Annotated in this window: 24 protein-coding genes and 1 tRNA gene; 22 read left to right on the top strand and 3 right to left on the bottom strand. The window is 68.9% G+C overall.

Annotated features, from left to right (window positions below; all coding sequences use genetic code 11):
* Window positions 1-41: 41 nt before the first annotated feature.
* Window positions 42-803, bottom strand: coding sequence for an N-formylglutamate amidohydrolase (locus tag BMW67_RS00125; RefSeq protein ID WP_072746631.1), 762 nt, complete (start codon window positions 801-803; stop codon window positions 42-44).
* A 225-nt stretch (window positions 804-1,028) separates the two neighbouring features.
* Here BMW67_RS00125 and pyk point away from each other — a divergent pair, with 225 nt between their 5' ends.
* From pyk to BMW67_RS00070, 12 genes are all read left to right on the top strand, one after another.
* Complete coding sequence (pyk, locus tag BMW67_RS00120; protein WP_072746630.1) at window positions 1,029-2,474, top strand: pyruvate kinase; 1,446 nt, start codon at window positions 1,029-1,031, stop codon at window positions 2,472-2,474.
* 31 nt (window positions 2,475-2,505) lie between these two features.
* Window positions 2,506-2,748: a hypothetical protein gene (locus tag BMW67_RS00115; protein ID WP_072746629.1), complete on the top strand. Its 243-nt coding sequence runs from the start codon at window positions 2,506-2,508 to the stop codon at window positions 2,746-2,748.
* A gap of 114 nt (window positions 2,749-2,862) precedes the next feature.
* Window positions 2,863-3,063, top strand: a complete 201-nt coding sequence (gene rpmI / locus BMW67_RS00110) for a 50S ribosomal protein L35 (protein WP_072746628.1) — start codon at window positions 2,863-2,865, stop codon at window positions 3,061-3,063.
* 17 nt (window positions 3,064-3,080) lie between these two features.
* Window positions 3,081-3,443 carry a 50S ribosomal protein L20 gene (rplT, locus tag BMW67_RS00105; protein ID WP_072746627.1) on the top strand — a complete coding sequence of 121 codons (363 nt, stop codon included), beginning with the start codon at window positions 3,081-3,083 and terminating at the stop codon, window positions 3,441-3,443.
* 142 nt (window positions 3,444-3,585) lie between these two features.
* The gene (locus tag BMW67_RS00100) at window positions 3,586-4,371 is read left to right on the top strand and encodes an endonuclease/exonuclease/phosphatase family protein (protein WP_072746626.1); all 786 of its coding nucleotides are present in this window, start codon (window positions 3,586-3,588) and stop codon (window positions 4,369-4,371) included.
* The gene (gene cls / locus BMW67_RS00095; RefSeq protein ID WP_072746625.1) at window positions 4,368-5,789 is read left to right on the top strand and encodes a cardiolipin synthase; all 1,422 of its coding nucleotides are present in this window, start codon (window positions 4,368-4,370) and stop codon (window positions 5,787-5,789) included. Before BMW67_RS00100 ends, cls begins: the two co-directional genes overlap by 4 nt.
* 84 nt (window positions 5,790-5,873) lie before the next feature.
* Window positions 5,874-7,022 carry an NUDIX domain-containing protein gene (locus BMW67_RS00090; protein WP_177174467.1) on the top strand — a complete coding sequence of 383 codons (1,149 nt, stop codon included), beginning with the start codon at window positions 5,874-5,876 and terminating at the stop codon, window positions 7,020-7,022.
* A gap of 593 nt (window positions 7,023-7,615) precedes the next feature.
* A complete protein-coding gene (locus BMW67_RS15595; RefSeq protein WP_072746624.1) occupies window positions 7,616-8,338 on the top strand; it encodes an SIMPL domain-containing protein in 723 nt (240 codons plus the stop codon).
* A 36-nt stretch (window positions 8,339-8,374) separates the two neighbouring features.
* Window positions 8,375-8,462, top strand: a tRNA-Ser gene (locus tag BMW67_RS00080).
* 137 nt (window positions 8,463-8,599) lie between these two features.
* Window positions 8,600-9,934 (top strand): tyrosine-type recombinase/integrase, encoded by a 1,335-nt coding sequence (locus tag BMW67_RS00075; RefSeq protein ID WP_072746623.1) that lies wholly within the window; start codon window positions 8,600-8,602, stop codon window positions 9,932-9,934.
* 160 nt (window positions 9,935-10,094) lie between these two features.
* Window positions 10,095-10,664: a hypothetical protein gene (locus tag BMW67_RS15300; protein WP_125458993.1), complete on the top strand. Its 570-nt coding sequence runs from the start codon at window positions 10,095-10,097 to the stop codon at window positions 10,662-10,664.
* A gap of 121 nt (window positions 10,665-10,785) precedes the next feature.
* Complete coding sequence (locus tag BMW67_RS00070) at window positions 10,786-10,986, top strand: helix-turn-helix transcriptional regulator (RefSeq protein WP_218139742.1); 201 nt, start codon at window positions 10,786-10,788, stop codon at window positions 10,984-10,986.
* Window positions 10,987-11,127: 141 nt separating this feature from the next.
* On the opposite strand, the gene BMW67_RS00065 is transcribed toward BMW67_RS00070, so the two are convergent.
* A complete protein-coding gene (locus BMW67_RS00065) occupies window positions 11,128-11,361 on the bottom strand; it encodes a helix-turn-helix domain-containing protein (RefSeq protein ID WP_072746621.1) in 234 nt (77 codons plus the stop codon).
* A gap of 76 nt (window positions 11,362-11,437) precedes the next feature.
* Here BMW67_RS00065 and BMW67_RS15295 point away from each other — a divergent pair, with 76 nt between their 5' ends.
* The 10 genes from BMW67_RS15295 to BMW67_RS00015 all read left to right on the top strand — a co-directional run bounded on the left by BMW67_RS15295 (window position 11,438) and on the right by BMW67_RS00015 (window position 17,422).
* Window positions 11,438-11,815 (top strand): hypothetical protein, encoded by a 378-nt coding sequence (locus BMW67_RS15295; RefSeq protein ID WP_072746620.1) that lies wholly within the window; start codon window positions 11,438-11,440, stop codon window positions 11,813-11,815.
* A gap of 8 nt (window positions 11,816-11,823) precedes the next feature.
* The gene (locus BMW67_RS00055; protein ID WP_072746619.1) at window positions 11,824-12,717 is read left to right on the top strand and encodes a DUF7146 domain-containing protein; all 894 of its coding nucleotides are present in this window, start codon (window positions 11,824-11,826) and stop codon (window positions 12,715-12,717) included.
* Window positions 12,714-14,030 (top strand): DUF3631 domain-containing protein, encoded by a 1,317-nt coding sequence (locus tag BMW67_RS00050; protein ID WP_072746618.1) that lies wholly within the window; start codon window positions 12,714-12,716, stop codon window positions 14,028-14,030. Before BMW67_RS00055 ends, BMW67_RS00050 begins: the two co-directional genes overlap by 4 nt.
* Before the next feature lie 194 nt (window positions 14,031-14,224).
* Window positions 14,225-14,434 carry a hypothetical protein gene (locus BMW67_RS00045; RefSeq protein WP_072746617.1) on the top strand — a complete coding sequence of 70 codons (210 nt, stop codon included), beginning with the start codon at window positions 14,225-14,227 and terminating at the stop codon, window positions 14,432-14,434.
* On the top strand, window positions 14,431-14,778 hold the full coding sequence (locus BMW67_RS15290) for a hypothetical protein (RefSeq protein ID WP_125458992.1): 348 nt from the start codon (window positions 14,431-14,433) through the stop codon (window positions 14,776-14,778). Before BMW67_RS00045 ends, BMW67_RS15290 begins: the two co-directional genes overlap by 4 nt.
* Window positions 14,760-15,101, top strand: a complete 342-nt coding sequence (locus tag BMW67_RS00035; RefSeq protein ID WP_125458991.1) for a hypothetical protein — start codon at window positions 14,760-14,762, stop codon at window positions 15,099-15,101. Before BMW67_RS15290 ends, BMW67_RS00035 begins: the two co-directional genes overlap by 19 nt.
* Before the next feature lie 197 nt (window positions 15,102-15,298).
* Window positions 15,299-15,499, top strand: a complete 201-nt coding sequence (locus tag BMW67_RS00030) for a helix-turn-helix transcriptional regulator (RefSeq protein WP_072746614.1) — start codon at window positions 15,299-15,301, stop codon at window positions 15,497-15,499.
* Between the two features lie 18 nt (window positions 15,500-15,517).
* The gene (locus BMW67_RS00025) at window positions 15,518-16,012 is read left to right on the top strand and encodes a hypothetical protein (protein WP_125458990.1); all 495 of its coding nucleotides are present in this window, start codon (window positions 15,518-15,520) and stop codon (window positions 16,010-16,012) included.
* Between the two features lie 159 nt (window positions 16,013-16,171).
* The gene (locus BMW67_RS00020; protein ID WP_072746612.1) at window positions 16,172-16,963 is read left to right on the top strand and encodes a coiled-coil domain-containing protein; all 792 of its coding nucleotides are present in this window, start codon (window positions 16,172-16,174) and stop codon (window positions 16,961-16,963) included.
* A 3-nt stretch (window positions 16,964-16,966) separates the two neighbouring features.
* A complete protein-coding gene (locus tag BMW67_RS00015; protein ID WP_072746611.1) occupies window positions 16,967-17,422 on the top strand; it encodes a hypothetical protein in 456 nt (151 codons plus the stop codon).
* A gap of 1,184 nt (window positions 17,423-18,606) precedes the next feature.
* On the opposite strand, the gene BMW67_RS00005 is transcribed toward BMW67_RS00015, so the two are convergent.
* A partial coding sequence (locus BMW67_RS00005; RefSeq protein WP_091764098.1) for a DUF3987 domain-containing protein occupies window positions 18,607-19,613 on the bottom strand: 1,007 nt, incomplete at its 5' end.

Here is a 19,613-nt window from a genome sequence, read left to right as displayed (position 1 = left end):
CGCGGGGCCGGCTCGGGGGGCGGCGGGGCCGCGGCCGCAGGCTAGGCCGGAGCGGCGGCGCGGTCCAGCGCGCGGCGCAGGATGGGCGCAAGGCGCCGCGCCCAGGCGCGCTCGCCCTCGGGGTCGGCGATCAGGTCGTTGCGGATCTCGATCAGCGCGTGGGGCAGGCCGCGGCGCGTGCCATGGGTCCACATGCAGTCGCCCTGAAGCTGGCCCGAATAGGGCTCGTTGTCGCCCACGCACAGGTCGGGCTCGGCGCGCAGCAGCTCGAGCAGCGGCGCCGCCAGCCGCGAATCGCGGTCCCACAGCACGCCCACATGCCACGGGCGCGGCGCCCGTCCGCGCAGCTGCGGCGTGAAGGAGTGGATCGAGATCAGCGCCGGCCGCGCGCCCACCGCCTCGGCGCGGGCGATGCGCGCGCGGATCGCGTCGTGATAGGGGCGGTGCCAGTCGCTCAGGCGGCGGGCGGTCTCGGTTCCGTCCACATGCCGGTTCCCGGGAATGACCGAGCCGTCGTAAAGCTTCATGATCAGCGTCGGGTCGTCCTCGCCGCGATTGGGGTCGATGACCAGCCGCGAGAAGGTCGACAGCACCGCCGGCGCGTCCAGCAGCCGCGCCAGCTCCAGCGTCACGCCGCGCGCGCCCACGTCATAGGCGATGTGGCGGGCCATGTCCTCGGGCGGCAGGCCCAGATCGCCGCCGCACACTTCGGGCGGGACGCGGTTCGACGCGTGGTCGCACAGAAGCAGGACGTCCGGGCGTCCGTCGGGATTGGCGATTTCGAAGGCCGGGTCGGTGGGCATGGGGGCTCCGCTCGCGGCGCCGGCGGGGCGCGGGCCGTTCATAGCCGGGCGGGGGCGGGGTTTCAATGCGCCGCCCGCGGCGGGCCCGACGCAAGGGCAAGCATCTGAGCCGCCCGGCGTGCAGATCGCAACGAAATTGCTTTCGCAAGCCGAGACTTCCGCGGCGCCCTTGGTTAGATGTAGGTTCGCCGCCCACCCGCAGACATCAAGGAAAGAGCGTTCTCCATGCGCCGTCGCAGAAACGTCAAGATCGTCGCCACCCTCGGACCAGCCTCGTCGGACCGCGAGACCATACGCGAGCTGTTCCTGGCCGGCGCCGACGTGTTCCGGCTGAACATGAGCCACGGCGCCCACGAGGAAATCGCCCAGCGCCACCGCCTGATCCGCGAGATCGAGCACGAGCTGGACCGCCCCATCGCCATCCTGGCCGATCTTCAGGGGCCCAAGCTGCGCTGCGGAACCTTCGCCGACGGGCCCGTCACGCTCGAGGACGGCGCGCACTTCCGCTTCGACCTTGACGACCGGCCCGGCGACGCCGCGCGCGTGCGCCTGCCGCATCCCGAGATCTTCGCCGCGCTCAAGCCCGGCGCGACGCTTCTGGTCAATGACGGCGCCATCCGCCTGCGCGTCGAGCGCTGCGACGAAAGCTCGGCCGACATGATCGTCGAGCAGGGCGGCGTCATCTCGGACCGCAAGGGGGTCAACGTGCCCGACGTGGTGCTGCCGCTGGCGGCGCTGACGGACAAGGACCGCAAGGATCTGGAGTTCGCCTGCCGGCTGGGCGTCGACTGGGTGGCGATGAGCTTCGTCCAGCGCCCCGAGGACATCGTCGAGGGCAAGGCCCTGCTGGGCGGGCGCGCGGGCATCATCGCCAAGATCGAGAAGCCCGCCGCAGTCGAGGCCATCGACGGCATCATCGCCGAGGCCGACGGCATCATGGTCGCGCGCGGCGATCTGGGCGTCGAGCTGCCGCTGACCAAGGTGCCCGGCATCCAGAAGCGCCTGATCGAGACCGCGCGCCTGGCCGGCAAGCCGGTGATCGTCGCCACGCAGATGCTCGAAAGCATGATCCACTCGCCCGTGCCCACGCGCGCCGAGGTGACCGACGTCTCGAACGCCATCTACGAGGGCGCCGACGCGGTCATGCTTTCGGCCGAATCGGCGGCGGGCGAGTTCCCGGTCGAGGCCGTGGCGACCATGAACGCCATCGCCGAAGAGGTCGAGCGCGACCCCTATCACCGCAAGGCCATGGAGGCCGGCCGCCCCAAGGCGCGCACCCGCGTGGCCGACGCCATCACCGCCGCCGCGCGCGAGGTGGCCGAGACCGTCTCGGTCAAGGCCATCTGCTGCTTCACCCATTCGGGCACGACCGCGCTGCTGGCCGCGCGCGAGCGCCCGCGCGTGCCGATCATCGTGCTCACGCCCTTCTTCGCGACCGCGCGCCGGCTGAGCCTGGTGTGGGGGCTGCACTGCGTGCACACGCACGAGGTCGAGCGCTTCAAGCTGGCGGTGGTCTCGGCCGCGCGCGCGGCGCGGGCGGGCGGCTTCGCCTCGGACGACGACCGCATCGTGGTCATCGCCGGCATCCCGTTCAACACGCCCGGCTCGACCAACATCCTGCGCGTCGCCCCCGTGCGCGAGAAGCTGATCTACGAGGGCGAGCCCGAGTGACGGCGGCCGCCGTCCCCGCGGGAGGAAGGCGATGAGCGCATGGTCGATCCTGGCGGTCGTGGGGCTTCTTCTGGTCGCGCTGGGCGCGGGGCGGCACCTGGCGATGGCGCGCGAGGGCGGGTTCTCGGCGGGCGGCGCGGCGCTGGCCCTGGCGGGCGCTGCGCTGATGCTGTGGGCCGAGGCCCTCTCGCCCGCGGGCGTCGGGGCCGATCGGCTGGCCGCCGCGCTCGAGGCCGCCCTCCGCGCCCTGACGGCGCCGGCGGGCGGGGCGTGAGGCGCCCTTGCCTTCGCCGGCGATAGCGGATAAGCACTGCGCTTCCGAACGGGGCGGCCGGCCGGAATGGGCTGCCGTGTCGCCTTTGGAATCACTCTGACGACGGAGAGCGAAATGCCCAAGCTGAAGACCAAGGCGAGCGCGAAGAAGCGCTTCAAGGTCACCGCCACCGGCAAGGTGGTCGCCGCCCAGGCCGGCAAGCGCCACGGCATGATCAAGCGCACCAACAAGTTCATCCGCAACGCCCGCGGCACCGCCGTGCTGAGCGAGCCGGACGCGAAGATCGTCAAGGGCTACCTGCCCTACGCGCGCTGATCTGAGGAGGCGAGAACATGTCCCGAGTGAAACGCGGCGTCACCACCCACGCCCGCCACGCCAAGATCCGCAAGGCCGCCAAGGGTTACTCCGGCCGCCGCAAGAACGTCGTCCGCGTCGCCAAGCAGGCGGTGGACAAGGCGCTTCAGTATCAGACGCGCGACCGCAAGACGCGCAAGCGCAACTTCCGCTCCCTGTGGATCCAGCGCATCAACGCCGGCGTGCGCGCCGTCGATCCCGAGATGACCTACTCGCGCTTCATCGCCGGCCTGACCAAGTCGGGCATCGAGGTGGACCGCAAGGTGCTCTCCGATCTGGCAATTCACGAGCCCGAGGCCTTCGGCGCCGTCGTCGCCAAGGCCAAGGCCGCGCTGGCCTGAGCCGCGCGGCGGGGCGTCGCCCCGGCCCGATCCCGAACGGCCCCGCCGGCCCAGCCGGCGGGGCCTTTTCGCGCGCTTGGCCCGCATGCGGCCGCGCGCTAGGATCGCACGGGGCCGCGGCGCGCGGCGATGCAGGAGCAGCATGATCCGCCTCGCGACCTACAACATCCGCAAGGGCGTGGGCCTTGACTGGCGCCGGCGGCCCGAACGCATCGTCCAGGTGCTGGCCGAGCTGCGCCCCGACATCGTCGCCTTGCAGGAGGCCGACCGCCGCTTCGGCGAACGCGCGGCGGTGCTCGATCCCGACGCGCTGGCCGAACAGGCGGGGCTGGCGCCGGTGCGCGTCGACGAAGGCGGCGCGGGGCTGGGCTGGCACGGCAACGTCGTGCTGCTGAGCGCGCGCGCGCAGGCGCTGAACGTCGCGCCGACGGCGCTGCCCTCGCTCGAGCCGCGCGGCGCGCTGATCGTCGACGCCCTGATCGAGGGGCGACGGCTGCGCCTGGCCGCCGCGCATCTGGGCCTGCGCCCGGCCGACCGGCGCCGGCAGGCGGCGGCGCTTCTGGCGCAGCTCGAGTCCCGGGCCGACGGATCGGCCGAGGCGCTGATGGGCGACCTGAACGAATGGCGCGCCGCCGGTGGCTGCCTGACGGTGCTCGAGCGCCGCCTGCGCCCGGCGCCGCCGCTGCCCAGCTTTCACGCCTCGGCCCCCATCGCGCCGCTCGACCGCGTGCTGCTGGGGCGGGGGCTGCGGCTTGCCGCGCATGGGGTGCACCGCTCGGCCGCGGCGCTGCGCGCCTCGGACCATCTGCCGGTGTGGGCCGACGTCGCGTTCGAAGACGCCCCGGAGGACGACGACGAAAGCGCGCACGAGGCGGCCGCCGAAGGCGCGCGCCACGCCGCGTCGCCCATGGCCGGGGGCGGGACATGAGCGAGACCGCCCTTGCGCTGCTGGGTCTGGCGCTATTGTGGGGCGCGGCGGGGCTGTGCGCGATCTCGGCCGTGCGCACGGCCCGCACGCCGCAGGGGGCGGTGGGCTGGGTGCTGTTCCTGATCCTGGCGCCGGTGCCGGCGGTTCCGGCCTACATGGTGCTGGGCCGGCGGCGCATGAGCGGATATGCGCGCCTGCGCCGCGCCGCGCGCCGCCATGTGGACGAGGAAAGCGCCCGCCAGGCCGGCCCGCGCGCCGCGCTCTGGCGCGATCCGCGCCGCGCGGGCGATCACGCCGCCGCCTTCGAGCGCCTGGCCGGCATGCCCGTCACCTACGGCAACGCCTGGCGCATCCTGCGCGACGGCGAAGAGACCTTCGCCGCCATGTTCCGCGCCATCGAGGACGCGCGCGAGGTGGTTCTGGCGGCCTTCTACACCATCGAGGACGACGAGATCGGCCGCGCCTTCCGCGATCTTCTGGCGCGCAAGGCCCGCCAGGGCGTGCGCGTGCATCTGCTCTACGACGCCATCGGCAGCTCGGGGCTGGGCGCGGGCTATCTGGCCGAGCTGCGCGCGGCGGGGGTGCGCTTCGCCGATTTCAACGCGCTGCATCCGCTGCCCACGCGCTGGCAGATCAACTTCCGCAACCACCGCAAGATCGTCGTGACCGACGGGCGCGTCGGCTTTCTGGGCGGGCTGAACGTGAGCGACGCCTATCTGGGCCGCCGCCCGCCGCTCAGCCCCTGGCGCGACACGCATCTTGAACTGCGCGGGCCGGCGGCGGCGCAGCTGCAGCTGGTCTTCGCCGAGGACTGGGCATGGGCGACGGGCGAGACGCTCGAGCTCGACTGGCGCGCCGCCCCCGACCCCGACGGCGCCGATGCGCTGATCCTGCCCGCGGGGCCGGCCGACCCGCTCGACACCGGCAGCCTCTATTTCTGCAACGCCATCGAGGCGGCGCGCGAGCGCGTGTGGCTGGCCACGCCCTATTTCGTGCCGGACGAGGCGGTGCTGAGCGCGCTTCAGCTGGCGGCGCTGCGCGGGGTGGATGTGCGCATCATCGCGCCGGCCAATCCCGATCACTGGCTGCCCTGGCTGGCGGCCTTCGCCTTCTTCGACGAGGCCCGCGCCGCGGGCGTGCGCATCCTGCGCTGGCGCGAGGGCTTCATGCATCAGAAGGTGGCGGTGGTGGACGAATCCTTCGCCTCGATCGGCTCGATCAATCTCGACAACCGCTCGTGCCGGTTGAATTTCGAGGTCACGGCGATCCTGTTCGACGCCGATGCGGCGCGCGCGGCGGCCCGCATGCTGGAACAGGACATGGCGCGCTGCATGCCCTTCGATCAGGGGCTGGCGTCGATGCCCGCCTGGGTGCGGGCCGGCGCGCCCCTGGCGCGGCTGCTGGCGCCCATGCTCTGACGGGTTTGCAGCGCAGCGCGCGCGTGCTAAGCGGCGCGCTGCCGCCCCGCCCGGCGTCGCCCCCCGGCAAGGATGGAGCCGCCCATGACCGCACCGCGCTTCGCCATGTTCTTCTACGGCTCGCTTCGCGACGCCGAGCTCTTGTCGGTCGTGCTCGGCCGAACCGTCGCCGAGGAAGAGCTGATCCCCGCCGCGCTCGCCGATCACGAGCTGCGCGCCGTCAAGGGCGAGGATTTCCCCATCGCCCTGCCGCGCGCGGGCGCGCGCGTGCCGGGCGTGTTCCTGGATGGGCTCGACGCGGACGAGATCGCGCGCATCCGCTTCTTCGAGGATGACGACGAGTTCGTGCTGCGCGAGGTCGAGGTCGAGCTGACCGCCGCGCCGGGCGGCGCGCGCGCCGCGCTGACCTGCTTCCCGCGCGAGGCGCTGACCCCCGCCGGGACCTGGTCCTTCGAGGCCTGGCGCGACGGTCCGCGGCCCGCGCTGCTGGAATGCGCGCGCGAGATCATGCAGCTGCACGAGCGCGGCGCCGACTGGTCGGATCCCGCCCTTTGGCCCGGCATCCGCAACCGCGCGCTGGCGCGCGTGCGCGCGGCGCGCGAGAAGGGCGCCCCAAGGCCCGCCGGATTGGGCCGCGATCGCGTGCGGGTCCTGTCGCGGCGCATCCCCTACGCTTCCTACATCGCGGTCGAGGAGCTCGAGATCGCGCATCCCACCCATGGCGGCGGCATGTCGGCGCCGCTGCGCCGCGCGGCGGTCAGCTCGGGCGATGCGGTGACGGTCCTGCCCTATGACGCGCGGCGCGACCTGGTGCTGCTGGTAAGCCAGTGGCGCCCCGGCCCGCATCTGCGCGGCGACCGCGATCCCTGGCCGCTCGAGGTCGTGGCCGGCCGCGTGGATCGCGACGAGCGCGACGAGGACGTGGCGCGCCGCGAGGCGCGCGAGGAGGCGGGGCTGGAGCTGGGCGCGCTCGAGCGGGTCGGCGCCTATTATCCCTCGCCCGGCGTCTTGGCCGAGAAGGTGACCTCGTTCGTCGGTCAGGCGGATCTGGGCGGGGCCGGCGGCGTGCACGGTCTGGCCGAAGAGGGCGAGGACATCCGCGCCATGACGATGCCCTTCGACGAGGCCATGGCGCTGGTGCGCGCCGGCGGCGTCGACAGCGGTCCGGCGCTGGTGTCGCTGCTCTGGCTGGCCATGCGGCGCGAGGCGCTGCGCACGGCCTGGGGCGCCTGACCGGGGGGCGCGGGGCGTCGGGCAGGGCCATGCGCAATCGCGCGGCGCGGGACGAGGCGCGCCGATGGCCGCCGCTCCGCCCGGCCGGGGCGCGCGGGGCAGGGCCATGCGCGATCGCCCCGCGCGGGACAAGACGCGCCTCGCCCGGCCACCAGGCGCGCCGATGGCTGCCGCCTTTGTGCGCGCCGAGGCGCCGCTCCTTCGCATTGTCGGCGGGTCGGGGCAGTTTGCGGCCCATGCGTGCGAAGCTCGGGGCGGACCAGCCTGCGGGGCGCGCCGGGCGTCCGGGCGCATCGGCGTTGATTCCGGGGCGCGTTTCTCCCGCGCGAGGTGTGCGCAACCGAGTCGCTCCGCGCTTCGCCGGCGCCGTTTCTTGGCTGTCGCCGGAGGGGGGCGGGCGTCAGGGCTGCTTGCGGCGCGCCGGCCCTCGGGCGGCGCATCCCGCGCGCCATCCGAAGGCGCCGCCCACGCGGCGAAGCGCGCTTTGGCGCAGGCGCCGCGGCCCAGCCCTCTTGCCCGCGCGGCGCCGATCGCGGCACACTGCGCGCGCCGGGGCGCCGCCTCGGCCGATCCGCTCGCCGCAAGGAGGTCCGATGTCCAGTCCGCGCCGCTCTCTCGTCCCGTTTTCCGCCGCGCTGGGCGGCCTTGCCGTTTCGGCGGCGCTTGCGCTTGCCGCGCCCGCCGCGGCCGAGCCCGCGATGCGCTCGGTCAGCGCCGAGGGCGTGGGCGTCGTGTCGCTTGCGCCTGACCGCGCCTCGATCATGATCGGCGTGGAGGAAATGCGCGACACCGCCGCCGAGGCGATGGAGGCCGTTTCGGCCGCCGCGGCCGGCGTGATCGCGGCGCTGCGGCATGTCGGCGTGCCCGCGGCCGACATCGCGACCATGGACATCTCGCTGGGACCGCTGATGCGGCGCGCGCCGGCCGCGGACGAGCCCGCGCGCGTGGTCGGCTATCGCGCGCGCAACATGCTGCGGGTCAACGTGACGGATCTGAGCCGCCTGGGCCAAGCGGTCGGGGCGGCGGCCGCGGCGGGCGGCAACGCGATCTCAAGCGTCGCCTTTGACAGTTCCGAGGCCGAAGAAGCGCGGCGCCGAGCCTTGGCCCTGGCCGTCGAGGACGCCCGTCGCCGCGCCGAGATCATGGCCGCAAGCGCCGGCGCACGGCTTGGCCCGGTGCAGGAGCTTTCCGAAAGCGGCGAGCCGCGTCCGATGATGCGCATGCAGGCGGCCATGGCCGACGGCGCCGCGCCCGTCATGCCCGGCGAGCGCACGCTGAGCGTGCGCGTGCACGGCCGCTGGGCGCTGGTCGATTGACGCGCAAGCCGGCAGGGCCTAAATCCTGCCGGCTCAGGAAGGGTGGCAGAGCGGTCGAATGCGGCGGTCTTGAAAACCGTTGATGCGCAAGCATCCGTGGGTTCGAATCCCACCCCTTCCGCCATGCCGATGTTTCACGGCTTCCGCTGACATCCGAAAATGTTTGTTTTTCATGGGGATTTGCGTATCGTGCCTTCCTAGGGCGTCCGGCTAAAACCAATCCAAGCCGGTGCAAATTGAGGGAACGATTGAGGGAACCGCATGTCGCGGCGAGGTAAGCGGCTCACAACGCGCTTCTGTTCGACGGCCGGACCCGGCCGCTACCATGACGGCGGCGGCGACGGGCTTTGCCTGTTGGTCAAGCCTTCCGGTTCGCGGTTCTGGATTCAGCGCGTCACCATCGACGGCAAGCGGCGCGACATTGGGCTTGGGCCATTCCCGGCCGCGAGCCTCACCGAGGCCCGCGCCAGGGCGGCGGCGAACAAGGCGCTAGTCCGCGAAGGCAAGGGCGCGGAGCTTCTGCACCGCACCGACAAGAGCTGCATCACCTTCGACGAGGCGGCCGAGCGGTACCTGTCGAAACGCATCGAGGGCCTTTCGAACGAAAAGCATCGCGCGCAATGGCGCTCGACGTTGGCCACCTACGCTTTCCCGGCGCTGGGCCACATGCCGGTTGACCGGATCGGGCTTCGCGACGTGCTGCGGGCGCTCGAACCGATATGGGAGGCCAAGCCCGAAACCGCCGCGCGCCTTCGCGGCCGCATCGAGGCGGTTCTTTCCTGGGCGACGGTGGCGGGGTATCGCGAGGGCGACAACCCGGCCCGGTGGAAGGGCAACCTTGCCGAGGTTCTGCCCGCGCCCAGCGCATTGAAACGTCGCAAGGGCGCCGACCATCACCCGGCGGTGGCGCTTGTCGACCTGCCGCGATGGTGGGCGCGGCTGGGCGAGGTGGGCGGTATGGGCGCGGCGGCGCTGCGCTTCGCGGCGCTGACGGCGGCGCGCTCGGGCGAGGTGCGCGGCGCGACGTGGGGCGAGATTGAGGGGCTTCATGTCGGAAGACAAAACCGACAGAACCGACAGAACTCAATCAGGCCCGGCGAATTGGCTATATGGCGCATCCCAGCCGCGCGCATGAAGATGAAGCGCGATCACGTCGCGCCCCTGAGCCGGGCGGCGCTCGAGGTGCTGGAGGCCGTGACGAGGATCGAGGGCGAGGCCCTTATCTTTCCGGGCGCTCGGGCCGGGCGGCCCATGTCCGACATGACGCTGGCCAAGGCCATGAAGGCGGCACATGCGCGCGATCTGGCGGCGGGCGGGCCCGGCTTCTGCGATCCGCGAAGCGGTCGCCCCGCGGTGCCGCATGGCCTGCGCTCAAGCTTCCGCGACTGGGCGGCCGAACGCGGCTATGAGCGCGACCTGGCCGAGCTTGCCCTTGCCCATGACGTGGGGAGCGCGGTCGAACGGGCCTACCGGCGTTCGGACATGGTGGAGCGGCGGCGGGCAATGATGGACGCCTGGGCGGACTTCCTCGAGGGGCGGGAGACGAGCGGGAATGTCTTGGATCTGCGCCCTTCCGCTTCTCGTTCTGCATGGTGAAACCACGCGGCAAAAGGGCGGTTTGGTGAGGCGATACGAGCCCTGCGATTGCGAAGACCGGTGCGAGCTTTGGGGGTTCTCTTGCGCGGTCCATCTCGTCATTTGGCGCTTCGGGATTGATCCGAACTGCGAATGCCGAGCCGTTGAAGGCCCGTTGTGCATGAACTGTGAGGCGAGAGCAGTTTCTCGGTTCAGCCCTTTGCAAGCGTTTGAGGCAGCGCAACCGCCATATCGTGACTTGGCACGGTTCCTGGTAGATCGTGCCGGACGGCGTATTCATCGGCACGAAAGCGGAATATTCGTCATCGAAACAGACCTCGACGAAGCAGCAAGGCAACTTGTCGAAGCATCCAGAATCGACGCATTGGCCTATGACGCGGCGCTTTGGATGGCGGCCGAGTGCATTCGTTACGGCAAAAAGGTTCCTGAACCGCTGCGGGAATGGGCATTCTTTGCCATAACCGGGCGCACCGAGCGGCCCAAGATGAAGGGCAGGTATCCGTACGCGCTCGCATGGCGAGATGCCGAGATTGTCGAGCTTGTCCGAGAGGTTTCACGCATCTTCAATCTGCCGGTGACAGCATCTGGCGATGGCGGCGGCGAAAGCGCATGTGCGGCCGTGGCCGAGGCGTTGCGCCTCATGCGGCTTCAGCCGGACAGCTATCAGCAGATTCGGCGCATCTGGAAGAATAGAAACAACCCGCGCAGCATGCCCAAATGGGCGCGTTGAACATTGCCGTCAGTCGAGGGTCAAAACCAGCGGGAGATTTGACCCACGAAATGCCTGCCCGCGATCAGGCATCTTCCCTTCACGGCCTGGAATGTCCAGCCGCTTATGGAGGATGCCGAAGATGGTTCAAAGACTGCTGCGCCTCAATGAGGTTCTGGCCTTTACCGGCCTTTCTCGTTCTGTTCTTTACGAACTGCAAGCCCGAGGCGAGTTTCCGCGCGCGGTGAGGATCGCCGAACGGGCAGTTGCCTGGCGGGAAGACGACATCGCCGAGTGGATCAATACCAGGCCGCTTGCGAGTGACGACAAGAGCGCGGCGTGATCCATGAGGCCCGAAATGAGCGCCCCGCCAAGGGAAAGGCCCCGCCGAATGTGGGCGGGGCCTCTTGGATCTGGCGCTGTCAACTACACACTCGATTTTGCGGTCCTTCATCGTAGCATCGGCGGCCCACCGCCTCAAGCCTCATTCGCGGCCCCGCAGTCTGACGCCCGGCCCGCCGCCGTTCGGTTCGATGAACTCCACCCCGGCGGCCTCGAGGGCCGCGCGGATGCGCTCAAGCGCACGTTCGGAGGCGGGTATCGTCGCGGTCCCTTCGGCGCGCTTCACTGTCGTATCACTCACACCCGCCGCCTTCGCAAGGTCGCCCTGTGTCCAACCGACAAGGGCGCGAGCTGCGGCCACCTGCTTTCCAATCATTGCACCCACATTGACCTAACTAGGTCATCATGTATATTGACCTATGTAGACCATAACCAACCGGAAGGAAATCGCAATGGAAAAGGAACGCCCCTGGGCGAACGGCCTCGCTCATTCCCGGCTCAACCGCCGATCAATGCTGTTCGGGATCGGCGCCATTCCGATGGCGGAGCTGGCCGAGGCCGCGAAGTCATCGGACCCCGCGGAGCTGGCCGCGCTGATGAACGCCCGCGCCCGCGAACTGGCCGGGCTTCTGTGGACCATCGCGCCACCGGAAACGAACAGGATCGGCATTACGCTGGGCGATGCACGGCCCCCGGACCCGGAGCCGGGCCTATGGTGGACGGCCATGTGCGCACGTCAGGCCCAGGTCTGGACCCGGCCGGACGGGTCACCGATCATGGGCACGAAGGCGATGTGGCATCTGTCGCCGGACGGCCTTGGCTGGATTTGACGGCCACCATGGGCGAGGTGCGAAGGATCGTCCAGGCGCTGGGCGGGCGCTGGCATGGCTCATACGGGCTTTGCCCCTGCCCCGCCCACGAAGACCGCGAGCCGTCGCTATCCGTTGCCGAGGGTAGCGACGGCCGTCTGTTGCTGCACTGCTTTGGCGGCTGCACCTTCGAGGCCGTATTGACCGCGATCAAGGCCCGTGGCGTTGCCATGCGGCCAGCGGCAGGGAGCCAGGAGGAAGACGAGCGCCGCATCGAGGAACTGCGGCAGGCTCGCGCCCGCCGCGAGGCGTGGGCGGAACGCATCTGGAACGAGGCCGGGCCCGCGCGCGGGACGCTGGCCGAAACCTACCTTCGCGGTCGCCACCTGTGGCTTCCAAGAACCGCGCCGATCCGCTTCCACCCGAACGCCCCGCACCCTTCGCGGTTACGCCTTCCGGCGATGGTGGCGCGGATCGACGGCGGGGAGGGTTTCGCGGTCCATTGCACCTATCTGGACGCGGAAGGGCGCAAGTCAGGGGCCACGCCCGCCAAGGCGATATGGGGCCTTGCTCGTGGCGGGGCCGTCCGGCTCGCTGACCCGCGCGCTGACGGCCCTTTGCTGATTGGCGAGGGGATGGAGACCGCGCTGGCCGCTGCGCGCCTGTGGGGCGGCCCCTGCGCCGCCTGGGCGGCACTATCGGCAACGGGAATGGAGACTGTGACGCTTCCGTGCGTCCAGGTCGAGATCGTGGCGCTTGGCGATGGTGACCCAGCGGGCTTGCGAGCGATGCGCAAGCTTGCGGAGAGGGCCGCCAAGGCCGGGCACCGCGTCAAGCTTCTGGCCGCGCCGAGCGGTCAGGATTGGGCGGACGTGCTGGCTTTCAGGATGGCGGCCGGGGAACAGGCCGGGGGGCAGAGATGAGCGGCAAGGTGCGGCTGGCGGACATGGCCCAGCCATTCGAGATCGAGCACGAGGCGAGCGGGGGGGATCTGGACGTTGCGTCCGAGATCGCGGCCTTGGCGGCCCTGACGGAAGCGGAATATGAGCGACGTCGGCGCGCAACCGCGAAAGCTCTTGGGATGCGGGCATCTATCCTGGATAAGCTTGTTCAGGCCAAGAGGCTGGAGCTGACGGGAGACGATCCGAAGGAGACGATCACGGAACGGCTGGACGCCTGGCCGGACGATATCGACGGTTGCGCGGTCGCCGATGCGATGCGGGCCCGCCTTATGGCTCACGTCATCTTCGCGCATCCAAGTGATGCCGACCTTGCAACACTGTGGGTGCTGGGCGGCTACCTGATGGATGTCTGGAACCTGTTCCCGCGCCTTCTGATACGTTCGCCAACGAAGGCCTGCGGTAAATCGACGTTGCTCGAGGTTCTGGAATCCATCTGCAACAGGCCGCTTATGGCCGCGAATGCCAGCCCGGCCGCGCTATATCGCGTGATCGAAGCCGAACGTCCGACGCTGTTGCTTGACGAGGCGGATATGTGGCTTCGGCAATCGGAAGACCTGGCTTCGATCTTGAATTCAGGGCATACGCGCCGATCCGCAGTCGTTCTGCGCGCGGAAGAGCGCGGCGGGGACTATGTTACAAGAAGATTCTCGACCTGGGCGGCAATGGCCATTGCCGGGATCGGCTCGCAGCGCGACACGCTGGAAAGTAGATCGGTAGTCATCGAACTCAGGCGGCGGATGCCGGATGAAGAACTTGTGCCCCGGCCCGTCGATCTGTTCGAGCGATCAACAGAACTGCGCCGCAAGGCCCTGAGATGGGCGGAAGACGTTGCCGAACGCCTCGACGCGGCTCAAGTCACCGCCCCCGAGTGCGGCGATGACAGGATGAGAGACAATTTCGCGCCGCTGTTCACCGTCGCGGAATGCCTAGGTGGCCCTTGGCCCGAGCGGGTACTGACAGGATACCTTGCAAAATCAGGGCGGCGGGAAACGGAAGAACCGGCCGGTGTCATGCTGCTGCACGACATGGTGGAGTTTTGCCGCAGTCGCCGAATGGACAAGGTGACGTCCGCCGAAATCCTGCCCCACCTTCACGACCTCGAGGACAGGCCCTGGCCCGAATGGTCGAACGGACGCCCGATAACTGCGCGCGGTATTGCGCGGCTACTGAAAGGTTTCGGGATCGGTCCGAAGCAGATGAAAGCGAACGGGCAAGTGTTGCGCGGATACGAGCTGGCCGACCTCGAAAAGGTATATGCCCCCTACACCCGGTAATCTGATCCGCTACCCCGCTACCGCGTTGAAAATAAAGAGAAAATTGGAAATCATATGCGCTACCCAAACGGCATGGGTAGCGGATGCAAAACCGATATTTCCCTGCAAAATCAATCAGGTAGCGGAGTAGCGGATAAAATCGCCTGTGCGGGGCACGATAGGGAAATTGAGCGTGAACCATGGGACGTGGATCTGTGAACGTTGCCCACCTGGTCGCGGAAGCCGAGGCGCGCGGCGCGATGTTCAGCACTCGCGGAAATCGCGTCCACGTGAGCGCAAGCAAGCCCCTGCCGGTGAAGCTCTTCGAAGCCCTCAAGCGCCGCAGGGATGACGTCATGGAGATCGTGGCCGCCACGCCGCCCCTCGATGCCGAGGGCCGACCGACGCGGCGTTGCTACCGTTGATCGTGGCGATGCGATCCGGGCTCGCCAAGCTGCCGCCAGCGCGCCGCCCGCTTCTGTTCCGGGCGGAGAAGGTCGGCCGGAAAGGCATCGAAACCTATCTGAAGCGTTTCCCGGAAGGAAATGCGATCTCTCCTGGCGGGTTCATGGCAACGACGCCGCACCATGACAGGATCTTGAAGGGTTCGGTGTCCATCGTGGTCGATGGGAACGCAGGGAGGTGGATCGGTCCGCTGTCGGCCTATCCGGAACAGGATGAAGTTCTGTTCGATTCCGCCGCCGCGTTCATGGTAGATCAAGTGATGAAGACCGAACATGGCGCAGTCGTATGGCTGAGACAGTTGTGAAGATCACGCGCTGGACCACGGGCCACACGGTCATCGAGGACCGCCGCAGCCCGCGCGCCCCGCTCAGTGAGCGAGAACGGGCGCGCTTCGAGGCCGCAACGGCCATGATCGAGCGCGCCCGCGAAGAGGCGATCGCCAACGGCGAGATCGATCCGGAGAAGCTCGAGGACGACAGCGACCTGCCGGAAGGGGATCGCGCCCTTCTGGCCCGCATGAGCGACGTCGGCGAATGGGTCGGAGAGGTGATCGAGCTCGACGAAAACGGCGACGTCATCCGCCGCTATGCCATCGACGAAAACGGGAATCCCGTGGCCGACCCGTGAATTCGCGGCGGTCCGCCTCGGCGCCATGGCTGAAGGCGGTTCGGGGCGGCGGATCCCGATTGCCAGAACGTCCCGATTGGGCGAGGTGAGTGAGGGCAAAAACCTCGGATAGATTTTGCCCACGAAATGCCTGCCCGCGATCAGGCATCTTCCCTTCACCGCCGGACTTGTCCCGGCGCTATCGAAGGGAAACGACAATGCTTCAGAAACTTCTCCGCTTGAAAGACGTCCTGGACGTGACCGGCCTGTCGCGTTCGAGGCTGTACGAGCTTCAGGCCCGTGGCGACTTCCCGCGCGCCGTGCGCATCGCTGACCGGGCGGTCGCGTGGAGGGAGGCCGACATTGCAGCGTGGATCGACAGTCGTCCGCATGTCGGCGACGAACAGGACGCGGCGTGAACCATGGGACGCGGATCTGTGAACGTTGCCCACCTGGTCGCGGAAGCCGAGGCGCGCGGCGCGATGTTCAGCATTCGCGGAGATCGCGTCCACGTGAGCGCAAGCAAGCCCCTGCCGGTGAAGCTCTTCGAAGCCCTCAAGCGCCGCAGGGATGACGTCATGGAGATCGTCGCCGCCATGCCGCTCCTCGATGCCGAGGGCCTGCCATGCGCGGCATGTATCGCCTGCGGCGGCCGCCTGTTCTGGAAGGCGGGTTCCCTTCCCCCAGAGGGGCCGGGGTGGCATTGCTTCCGGTGCCACCCGCCAAAGCCGGGATCGTGGCATCACGCATGTTCCGTGCCGGTCACGGACGAGGATGAGCTGCGGCGCGACCTGTTCGAGGAACGCGCGGCCATTCTCGAGCATGACGGCGGATTGAGCCGCGCACGGGCCGAGGCGCTGGCGCTTGAGGATACCGCGCGCATCCTGGGCCTGTCCCTCGATGCGGGGCGCCGTCTAATCGACGGGGTTTAGGTGGCGGCCCTGGGCGGCGGATACCGGTTGCCTCGTCAAGCGCCGGCCAGGCGCACCCAAGACACTGAAATATAGAGCAAATTCTGTCGGACGGCGGTCCGCTCGAACAGATTTTCGGATTGCGGCAAAGTCACCGCAGGTAACACATAGGAGGCCATTATGGCGAAGAAGAAACCCGATGAAGTCACAGAACTGCGCGAACTGAACATCCGCCTTCAGGAACTGGAAGACCGCCTTCCCGAGGCGCGCGCGCAATGGATCGCGGCCACAGACCGGGCACAGGAAGCCCGTTCCATGCTGGGGATGTCTTCCGGTTCACGGCAGATGTTCAATCCAGATGAACAGGACGGCGACCCCCTCAAGCCTTACCGCGATGCCGCGCAGGTCGCCCAGGAGGAAATGGGCCGTATCTCGAACGAGATTGACCGGGTCAAGGCGCGCATCGCCCAGATCAAGCGGCCCGCCCTTGCCCGCGAGCGGCGCGACCATCTGCAAGAAACCGTCCAGCGCCTCGAGCGGCAGCGCGACGATGCCGCCGACCGGCTGAACCGGCTGAACGAGCGCAAGGGCGCCCTCGAGGCCGCGCTTGACGAGGCCGAACGGCGGGTGTCGACGGCCACCCTTGAAGCCCGCAAGGCCGTGCTCGAGGGACGCGAGATCGACGCCCAGGACATGAACGCGGCCAAGGCGGCGCTCGAGAACATCCGCACCGAACTGGATCTCGTCGAACAGGCGATTGCCGAGACCGAAAAGGAACGCTTGCGGCTTTCCTCGAGTATCTCGAGCCAGGCCCATGACCTGCGCATTGCCGATGCGGATCTGGCCGGGATCGAGCTGGAAGAGCTGCTGCGCGATCACCGGGACATCGTGCGCCGCTTTACGGGATCCGCGATGCTGCTGGAAGATCGTATCGAGCGCATATTCAAGGCCGTCCTGGCCGAGGGGGAATGAGCCATGCCGCGCCTTTCCCAAGCCACATGGCAGCAGGTCAGAACCGAGCGGGAGATGGGCGCGAGCTTCGGCGAGCTGGCCGCGCGATACAGCGTGAGCAAATCCGCTATCGTCAAACGGGCGAAGGCGGAATGCTGGGGCGACGGGACGGACGTTCAGGCCGAAGTCAGGCGGCGGGCCGTTGCGAAGGTGACCGCGACATTTACCGTTGACCCGAAAAAAAAGCACGAAGCCATAGAGGCGGCGGCGGAGAATGCCGCCGACCTCATCGCCCGGCAACGCAAGGACTGGGAGGAACACCGCCTGAAGTACGGCCAGCTTCCGACTGACTTCGAGATAGCCAAGCAAGCGAAGATCAGCGCCGAGATGCTGATGATACGTCAGAAGGGCGAGCGTCTGGCATGGGGGCTGGATGACACGCAACAGTCCGCCGAGGTTGTCATCAAGCGGGAATGGTGATGCGGGACCGTATCACCGACAGCTTCGAGGTACTGGCGGACTATCTGGGGCACGAAGCAGCGCTTCGCCTGACCGAGGTATTCGGCGGCAGCGACATCATGGTTCCCAAGCGGGAGGCCGGGCGCACGTGGAATAGCCTTGTGGCGGCCCTTGGCGAGACGGATGCAGGCGCTTCCGCCACTTCTTCGAGGGGGAACGGCTCTACATCCCGGTCAACTCGACGGGCGAGATAGCCAGGGCCAAGCGCCTTGTGCGGACCCTGCATGCGAAAGGCATGTCGGCCGAACAGATCGCCAAGAAGGTGATGGTGCCCCGCCGGGTGACCGCGCGATGGGTGCGCAGGGTTCTGGCCGAAGAGTGAATCGTCGTCGTCGTCGGGCGGTCCTGGGGGCCTCGGGGCCGCGAAATCTGACGCATTGAGGGAACGATTGAGGGAACCGCCGCGCCTAAGCGCCGATTAAGCGTCTGATTAAATGCGTGTTTCACGCACGTTATGGCGGACACCCCTTCCGCCACAACTTCCAAAAATACCTCTTGAAATCAATAAATTAAACGGAATTCCCGAGAGCCCTTCCCGCAACCGTTCCCACAATTTGCAGCGCCTCGGCGCAGCGCCAGCGAGGAGTCTCAGCCCATGTCGGCTTGGGGCGCTGCCATGGGTGGAAGGTCCGAGGCGCTTTGCGGGCGGGGGCAAGGAGCGGGCTTTGGGGCCCGTTGCGCGTGGGAACCGAACAGGCGCGGCGCGTCCGCCCGGGGCTGGGCGGGTCGCAGGACGCGCAGCGCCAGCCGGGCCCCTGGGCCGGGCGCACGGCGGGCTTCCACCAATCGCCGCCGTCGCAGGCCGAGCAGGCCGCGAAGGGCAGGCCCTCGGGGTCAAGCGCGGGCGTCTCGGGCATCGCCGCCGCGCGCAGCCGATCCATGGGCGGGCCCGGGGCGCGGGCGGCATCCTCCGCTGCCAGCGCCTCGGCGTCTTCGCGGCTCACGCCGGCGTCGAACTGGCGCACCGCCGCTCGTTCGTCGAAAGGATCGCGCACGATGTCAGGCGCGGCCCGGTCGGCCGGTTCCCGATTTCGCCCCTGCCACCCTGCTACATCTGCTACACCTGCTACAAAACGGGCCGGTGTAGCAGAAGTAGCAAGTGTAGCAGGGGGCGACCTGCGATTTCGGCAAGCGCGGCGGTCACGTCAAACCACATCGCCGCCGGCCCTCACGATGCGCCACGCTTCCTTGCGGGCGGCGCCGCGCACCACGGTTCCCGGCTTTGGCGGGACGAGCCAGCCGTGGCCCTCCAGAAGCTTCAAGGCTTTCCGAGCCTTGGGGCTTTCGCGAAGCTTGCCCGGCCCGAACTGCACCACGTCGCGCACCATCACTTCAGGCTCGGCCCAGCTTTCGAGAAGCCAGCGCCGCAGGGCCTCGGCCGCTTCGATTTCCGCCGAGACCGTCGCCGCCTCCGAAAGCCGCTTTGCCTCGCCGAGGTGGAATTTCGCCAGCGCGATGCCGTCGGCGATGTCGGCCGGCGCCACCGCCTCGGCATCGAGGTCGCGCCACAGGGTCAGCACGCCGGCAATCCGCGCCGCCTGTTCCGCCGCCTTGGAAGCGTAGCCCGTGACGTTCGCCAGATCGCCGCCGGGCGCCTGCGCCGCTTCTATGGCGTCCGAGAAGCGGATCAGCAGCGCCCGCGCCTCGGGCGTGAGCGCCAGGGTGCGCGGCTCAAGTTCCCGTGTTTCCGGGTCCATCGGCAAGGGCCGTTCAAGGATTTCCGCCAGCCGCAGGTTGAAGGCGTCGATCGCCACCCGGTCATGGCCCGCGTTCGCGTGCATGCGCGCGCCGATGGTGGAAGGCGGCTCGCTGATCAGGAAGCGCGGCAGGAAGCCCGATTCGGAAGTCAGCGGATCGGCCATGAAGCTGCGCGCCACGCGCGGCTGAACCATCAGGTGGATGGCCAGCCGCCTGCCATAAAGCGTTGCGTGATCATCGCTGGCCCGCGTGCGCCGGATCGGCTCGCCCTGCCAGAGCGCGTTGAGCGCGGCCAGGGTCTTCTGCCGATGGTCGGCGCTCATGGCATGGCCGCCCAGGAATTGCCCGCCCTCGTCCGAGAACAGCCCGAGGCTCGGCATTCCGGTCATGAACAGGCGGGTCAGGCCCTCGAAGGTCGGTTCGGTCACCGTCCGATCAGGCATGGGCGGCGCCT

The sequence above is a fragment of the Oceanicella actignis genome (genome assembly GCF_900111545.1).
Classification (GTDB): Bacteria; Pseudomonadota; Alphaproteobacteria; order Rhodobacterales; family Rhodobacteraceae; genus Oceanicella; species Oceanicella actignis.
Note: the sequence above shows the minus strand (reverse complement) of the source record. Positions and strands in the feature narration are given on the sequence as shown.